A 7,268-nucleotide genomic window follows, 5' to 3' on the forward strand; every position below is an offset into this window, starting at 1 on the left:
GCATAGATCGTGTCGTTGCCGTTGCCGGACAGGATCAGATCGTTGCCCCTGCCGCCAAAGAACCGATCGTTGCCATCGCCGCCATTGATGGTGTCGTTGCCCTCCTGGCCAAAGTGACCGTCCGGCCCGTCGCCGCCGTTCAGCACATCATCCCCGGCGCCGCCAAACAGACGGTCAAGCCCGGCGCCCCCGAACAAGGTGTCGTTCCCGGCATCGCCATACAGGTTGTCCGCCTGGTTGCCGCCATCCAGCACATCATCGCCGTCGCCGCCGCGCAGCAGGTCATATCCGCCCTCGCCCCGCAGCGTATCGTTGCCCGCGCCGCCGTCCAGCAGCTCGGTGGATGTCCCGATGTTCAACCCGCCAAGCAGCAGGTCATTTCCGGCACCGCCAAACATGTAGTCATTGGTGTTGCCGCCCTGGAGCGTATCGTTGCCTTCTTCACCGAAAAGCTGGTCAAAGCCGTCGGACCCGATGAGCAGGTCGTTACCCGCCCCGCCATAGAGTGAATCGGCACTGTTACCGCCGTCGATTGTGTCATTGCCCGCACCGCCGTGTATGGTGTCAAAGCCGCCAAAACCGGAAAGCCGGTTGTTGAATTCGTTGCCGAAGATCAAATCACCAAAAGATCCGCCAACCGCATTCTCGATGACAACACCGGCGGCGATGGTGAATCCGCCTCGGGTGCCGTCAACGGCGGAAACGAAACCGCCGCCGCCCAGTTCGACAGCCAGCGTCGCATCCCGCAGATCAATCACAGCCGCCCCGGAGCCGTTGTGGCGGATGGTGTCATTGCCGCCGGAATCCCAGATTGTCGACCAGAATACACCCGCGCCGGTGCCGGTCGGCAGAACATAGGTGGTGTTGCCATTGTTATGTGTATTATTGGCACCATAGAGGCCCTGAAGGACAGCGATATCCAGCGCCATCGGCCCGGCGGCGTAGCCATAAGGCGTCCCGGCACCGTCACCGGTGCCTGCTGCAGGTGCCGATCCGGGGGTTCCTGTGTGATAGCCCGGGTTATAGGACATCATGGTGAACACACCCTGGTTGATGTTGAAGTCCCCGAAATCATCCCGCGACCCCGAAACTCCCGGCATGACGGACGAATCCCCGCCGGTGTCATGCGGGTGCGCCAAACCCAGACCATGAAGCAGCTCGTGCATGATCGTGAAGTACCCAAACCCGCCTTCGGTCAGGTCACCGCCGGCAAAACGGTCCCACAGGTCGCCAGCAAACTGACCGACACCGTCATTCCCGTCTCCGCCATAGCCCGGCGGGTTGAACCGGCCATAGACACCGTCCAGTTCGTTGGTATCCAGGATCAGTTCCCAATCAGCCCCGTCGCCGGAGTTCACGATATTGAAGGTCAGGTTCGTAACCGCTTCGATCGCGTCGAACGCGCGTATGAATTGCTGCCGCTCAAACGCATTGAAACCTTCGGATGTAATGCCGTCTGCAGTGTAACCTGCCTCACCAAAGTAGACGGTGATCACGTTGTGATCAAACCGCGTGTCCCAGGACAGCGCATCCAGAAGCGGGCTGATGAAATCCGGTGAATCTTCCCAGGAATCATTGGGGTTGAACGTGACCTCCTGAACCGACAGCGTGTAGGTGCCTATGCGGGTTGAGAAGGCTTCGGCAGAAATGTAGAAAACGCCGCCATTCTCGGAATAGAAGTTCAAAAGGGAATTCAGACCCGGACCACCATCGTCATCGCTGTCGATAAGGTTGCCGGATGCATCGTATAGCCGCACCAATGGATCAGACAGGGTGCCACCGCCAACGGATGACCCGTTCAGCGTGATCTGAATGCTTTGACCGGCGGTCAACGTGATGCGGAACCAGTCATTGTCATTCGCCACGTCGATCGTGTTGACGATGGTCTGCCCAACGTTGATCGTACCGGCAGTTCCCGGCGTTTCGCCGATGTCCGGGCCAATGCCGGTGGTGGAATCCGGGGCGACAAGAACATTCTCAAATGGGTCGACAGCAATAGGTCTGGTCATTGTAATCATCCAATATAATCGCGGGGAGAGGGACGTTCACACATTATTTGATTTCGGCATTAATGCAATTAAAAGAGTCGGTTATTGAACGTGAGAAATCCGTGAAAACGCACCTTGGGCGGGGTTTGAGCCATTTCTGAGGATAGCTACTTGCCTCATATTCGCGTATCAGTTGAAAGCCGCGCATGGCTTGGCGGCAACCCGAACTGGATATGAAAGGCGCGCGTCATCGCGCTCGCGTTCCGGTAACCGCAGCGCAGTGCAACTTCCGCGAGTGGCAAGGTGGTCGTTTCTGCCAACCGTCGGGCAACATTCAACCGCAACACCTTGTAAAGCTGCTGTGGCGCCATGTCGAAATCCTGCCGGATCGCCAGCTCAAGCGCGCGTTGTGAACTCCGGCAAAGTGCTGCCACCTTTGGCAGTGGCAGCGGGGCTTCGATATTGTCCTGCATCACGGCAACCGCGCGTCGGGACAATCGCTGTCTGGCGGTCACAGCCGGGACAGTGGTCGTCGATCCCGGTGCCATGAACAATTGCTCGACCTCCAGCGCCAGCGCCGGACCCAGCGACTGCACAATCAGGTGCAACACCAGATCGAAACTGGCCATGGCCCCGGAACAGGTGATCCGATCTCCGTCGACGACATAGCGCTCGCGCGCCACGGTCAGGTCGGGAAAAGCTTCGGCAAATGCTGTCAGTTCCTCCCAATGGATTGTGGCGATCCGGCCATTCAGCAGACCCGCCTTGGCCATGAGCCAACTGCCCATGTCCAAACCGGCCAGAACCGTAAAACGCGCCGATGCGGACCTGAGCCCGCGCAACACCGGGTCCGTTAGATACGACCTGACGCCATAGGATGGCATCACCATCAACAGATCCCCCGCAGCGTCCTTCAGCGGCGCGTCGGGAACAATGCGCAATCCGCTTGAGCTGATCGCGGGACCCCCGGACAAAGTCAGATATTCCCACCGGTAGTGGGCACGACGACCCAGGTGATTTGCCGCCCGCAGCGGCTCCACCGTGTTAGCCAGGCAATGGTTCGAAAACCCGTCAAACAACAGGATTCCGATGCGGGCGACAGCTTTGCCTGAATTATTCCAACTTTGCATAGTTAGACTATAAGTCTGCACATCACAATCGCACAAGAGCGATAGCCTGATCTGAAATCAAAGCGCGTAAAGGAACGAAAATGAATTTTGGGCTGACCGAAGAACAGGACATGATCGTCACCACCGTGCGGAGCTTTGTGGAGAAAGAGATCTACCCCCACGAGGCAATGGTTGAGAGAACCGGACAGGTCCCGCGCGAACTGGGCGAGCAGATCAAACAAAAGGTGATCGACCTTGGCTTCTACGCCTGCAACTTCCCCGAAGAGGTCGGCGGCGCGGGCCTCAGCCATACCGACTTTACCCTTGTTGAGCGTGAGTTGGGGCGCGGCTCGATGGCGCTGACCCATTTCTTTGGCCGCCCCCAGAACATTCTGATGGCCTGCAACGACGATCAGCGCGAACGCTATCTCCTGCCTGCCGTGCGGGGCGAGCGAATGGACGCGCTGGCCATGACAGAACCTGACGCCGGTTCCGATGTGCGGGGCATGAAATGCAGCGCCGTTCGGGATGGCGGTGACTGGGTCGTGAACGGGTCCAAACATTTCATCTCTGGCGCGGAACATGCCGACTTTTTCATTGTCTTCGTCGCGACCGGTGTCGATGAAACGCCAAAAGGCCCCAAGAAACGGATAACGACTTTCCTAGTGGACCGGGGCACCAAGGGATTCGAGGTGCGCGACGGATACAACTCCGTCAGCCACAAGGGCTACAAGAACTGCATCCTCTATTTCGACAACTGCCGATTGTCCGACGCGCAGGTGTTGGGCATGGTTGATGGCGGGTTCGAGGTGATGAACGAATGGCTTTATGCCACGCGGCTGACAGTTGCGGCCTTCTCTGTCGGGCGCGCGCGCCGGTGTTTCGACTATGCCTTGCACTATGCCGCCGACCGCAAGCAATTTGGGCAGCAGATTGGCAAATTTCAGGGGGTCAGCTTTCAGATCGCCGATATGATCACCGAAATTGACGCCGCCGATTGGCTGACCCTCGCGGCGGCATGGCGGCTGGACCAGGACCTGCCAGCCAACCGCGAAATCGCTTCTGCCAAACTCTATGCATCCGAGGCGCTGGCGCGGGTGACCGACACCACCCTCCAGATCTTCGGCGGCATGGGCCTGATGGACGATTTCCCGATTGAACGGTTCTGGCGTGACGCGCGGGTCGAGCGGATCTGGGATGGCACGTCAGAGATCCAGCGCCACATCATTTCGCGCGACCTGTTGCGGCCACTGGGCGCATGACACGCGACCTGTCCCGGCTTTTGAATCCCAAATCCATCGCGGTTATCGGCGGCGGCGCTTGGTGCCGCGCGGTTGCCGCACAATGCCAGAAGATGGGTTTCGAAGGTGAGGTTTGGCCGGTGCACCCCAGTGCCGCCACCCTTTCCGGCCTGAGTGTTTTTCCCGACGTCGACGCGTTGCCCACCGCCCCTGACGCGGCCTTTATCGGCGTGAACCGGGCCGCAACCATCGACATTGCCGCGCAATTGTCCGCTAGGGGCGCGGGCGGCGCAGTCTGCTTTGCCTCCGGCTTCCTTGAGGCACAGGCAGAAGACGCGCAAGGCGTGGATCATCAGGCCGCACTCTTGCGGGCGGCGGGCGACATGCCAATTCTCGGGCCGAACTGCTATGGGTTCATCAACTTTCTGGACGGCGCGCTGCTGTGGCCCGATCAGCATGGTGGCAAGCGGGTCGACCGGGGCGTTGCGATCATCACCCAAAGCTCCAACATCGCGATCAATCTGACAATGCAGGCGCGCGCCCTGCCCCTTGCCTATGTGATTACAGCCGGAAATCAGGCGCAATGCGGGCTGTCCGACATCGGCATGGCCGTGCTGCAAGACCCCAGGGTGACGGCACTGGGCCTGCACATCGAAGGCATCGGGGATCTGCGCAAGTTCGAAGCGCTGGCCGGTTATGCGCAAAGCCTTGGCAAACGCATCGTCGCGATCAAGGTCGGGCAATCGGCACAGGCGCAGCAGGCAACCGTCTCGCACACCGCATCCCTTGCCGGGCGGGATGCAGGTGCCGCGGCCTTGCTGCGCAGGCTTGGCATCGCGCGGGTGGCCGATTTGCCGACCTTCCTGGAAACCCTGAAGCTGCTGCATGTGGCGGGCCCGCTGGAAAGCAACAGGATCGCCACAATCAGCTGCTCCGGTGGAGAGGCGAGCCTGGCTGCCGATACGGGCACCGCTGCGGGCCTCGACTTCCCGCCGCTCGGGGTGCAGCAAAAGACCACCCTGCGCGATGTGCTGGGGCCGCGTGTAGCGCTGGCCAACCCGCTGGACTATCACACCTACATCTGGCGCGACGTGCGTGCGATGACAGCGGTTTTTGCCGGGATGGCCGACCCCGGCATTGCCATCACGCTGCTGATCGTCGATTTCCCGCGCAGCGACCGCTGCGATCCCTCCGATTGGGATTGCGTGATCGAGGCCGTGATCGCTGCCTCGCAACAGACCGGCACACGCTACGGCATGGTTGCCACCCTGCCCGAGCTGATGCCCGAAGATGTCGCTGAACTGCTGATGGGCCACGGAATTGCCCCGTTTAGCGGCCTGAAAGAGGCGCTCATGGCCTGCGCCCACGCGGCCCTCCCGGTTAAGAGCGATGTCGAACCGGTCCATGTTGCGGGCCCTGCCGTCGCCCCCGTTCTGCTGGCCGAAGCCGATGCGAAACATTTGCTCGCGGATCACGGGCTGAGGATTCCCTTGTCCCGACGCTGCGACGGCAGCGACCAAGCCGTCAGCGCAGCGTTGGAAATCGGATTCCCGGTGGCTCTGAAGGGAGAGGGCATCGCCCACAAGACCGAAGCAGGGGCAGTGCGCCTGAACCTGAACTCATGCGATGATGTGGTCGCTGCCGCTGCGGCAATGCCGGTTGACACATACCTGGTCGAAGAAATGATCACCGACAGCATCGCCGAACTGCTGATCGGGGTTGTGCATGACCCGGCACATGGGTTCATCCTGACGCTGGGGGCCGGCGGCACATCGGCGGAACTGCTGGACGACACCGTCTCGTTGCTGGTGCCTGCCCGCAAGGACGCCATCCTGACAGCGATCGGCACGCTGCGGATGGCGCCGATCCTGTCGGGATACAGGGGCAAGCCTCCCGCGCAGATGGACCGCATACTGGATGCCATCATGGCGGTGCAGTCCTTTGTACTGGCTCACCCCCAGGGCTTGCAGGAAGTCGAGATAAACCCCCTGATGTGTACAAGGGATGATGCAATCGCCGCAGACGCCCTGCTGCGGCGCGACGTGAGAAAGGACTGAACATGACCGAGACCCCGATCAAGACCCACCGCGACGGTGCCATCCTTGAGGTCACACTCGACCGGCCCAAGGCCAACGCCATCGACCTGAAAACCTCCTGCCTGATGGGAGAAGTCTTTGCCGCATACCGCGATGATCCGGAGCTGCGGGTCGCCATCATCACCGGGGCCGGGGACAAGTTCTTTTGCCCCGGCTGGGACCTGAAAGCGGCGTCAGAAGGCGACGCGGTTGATGGCGATTACGGGGTCGGCGGCTTTGGGGGTCTCCAGGAACTGCGGGATCTGAACAAGCCCGTCATTGCGGCCGTGAACGGGATTGCCTGCGGCGGCGGGCTGGAGCTTGCGCTGAGCGCGGACATGATCCTTGCCGTCGATCACGCCACTTTTGCACTGCCCGAGATACGGTCGGGTACGGTCGCGGATGCGGCATCGGTGAAACTGCCGAAACGCATCCCCTATCACATCGCGATGGAACTGCTGCTGACCGGCCGCTGGTTCGATGCGCAAGAGGCCAGGGGCTGGGGGCTGGTCAATGAAATCCTGCCAGCCGATCAACTGATGAACCGGGCGCGGGAGCTTGCCCGCCTGCTCGCTTCCGGCCCGCCGCTGGTCTATGCGGCGATCAAGGAGATCGTTCGCGACGCGGAGGATTCGAAGTTTCAGGATGCGATGAACAGAATCACCCGGCGCCAGCTCGGAACTGTCGATGCGCTGTACGCGTCCGAAGATCAGATGGAAGGCGCCCGCGCCTTCGCGGAAAAGCGCGATCCGGTCTGGAAGGGTAAATAGGAGTCCGGGAGCGCCACACAGGGCGCTCCCGGCTGATTGTTTTCCTCAGAAGATGAAGTCGCTCGCATCGAGGTCGGCCAGCAGC

The 7,268-nt window shown here is 60.9% G+C and carries 5 protein-coding genes; 3 read left to right on the plus strand and 2 right to left on the minus strand.

Features of this window, described 5'->3' with window-relative positions:
• Positions 1-2,009, minus strand: a 2,009-nt coding sequence (locus A8B82_RS21215) for a M10 family metallopeptidase C-terminal domain-containing protein (RefSeq protein WP_067297119.1), incomplete at its 3' end; no start/stop codon positions are given.
• 155 nt (positions 2,010-2,164) lie between these two features.
• Positions 2,165-3,118 carry a GlxA family transcriptional regulator gene (locus A8B82_RS21220; RefSeq protein ID WP_067297122.1) on the minus strand — a complete coding sequence of 318 codons (954 nt, stop codon included), beginning with the start codon at positions 3,116-3,118 and terminating at the stop codon, positions 2,165-2,167.
• A gap of 80 nt (positions 3,119-3,198) precedes the next feature.
• Here A8B82_RS21220 and A8B82_RS21225 point away from each other — a divergent pair, with 80 nt between their 5' ends.
• From A8B82_RS21225 to A8B82_RS21235, 3 genes are read left to right on the plus strand one after another with little or no spacing between them, the layout of a single operon-like run.
• The gene (locus tag A8B82_RS21225) at positions 3,199-4,359 is read left to right on the plus strand and encodes an acyl-CoA dehydrogenase family protein (protein ID WP_067297124.1); all 1,161 of its coding nucleotides are present in this window, start codon (positions 3,199-3,201) and stop codon (positions 4,357-4,359) included.
• A complete protein-coding gene (locus A8B82_RS21230) occupies positions 4,356-6,395 on the plus strand; it encodes an acetate--CoA ligase family protein (protein ID WP_067297128.1) in 2,040 nt (679 codons plus the stop codon). The genes A8B82_RS21225 and A8B82_RS21230 overlap by 4 nt, the downstream gene beginning before the upstream one ends.
• A gap of 2 nt (positions 6,396-6,397) precedes the next feature.
• Positions 6,398-7,183 (plus strand): carnitinyl-CoA dehydratase, encoded by a 786-nt coding sequence (locus tag A8B82_RS21235; protein ID WP_067297130.1) that lies wholly within the window; start codon positions 6,398-6,400, stop codon positions 7,181-7,183.
• Positions 7,184-7,268 lie beyond the last annotated feature (85 nt).

It is taken from the genome of Sulfitobacter sp. EhC04 (assembly GCF_001650875.1).
In the GTDB taxonomy this organism is placed as follows: domain Bacteria; phylum Pseudomonadota; class Alphaproteobacteria; order Rhodobacterales; family Rhodobacteraceae; genus Sulfitobacter.

What these genes read in the sequence shown, in the direction of transcription:
- A8B82_RS21230 (WP_067297128.1), top strand. Translation starts at nt 4,356, where the DNA reads ATGACACGCGACCTGTCCCGGCTTTTGAATCCCAAATCCATCGCGGTT.
- A8B82_RS21235 (WP_067297130.1), top strand. Translation starts at nt 6,398, where the DNA reads ATGACCGAGACCCCGATCAAGACCCACCGCGACGGTGCCATCCTTGAG.
- A8B82_RS21220 (WP_067297122.1), bottom strand. Translation starts at nt 3,118, where the DNA reads ATGCAAAGTTGGAATAATTCAGGCAAAGCTGTCGCCCGCATCGGAATC.
- A8B82_RS21225 (WP_067297124.1), top strand. Translation starts at nt 3,199, where the DNA reads ATGAATTTTGGGCTGACCGAAGAACAGGACATGATCGTCACCACCGTG.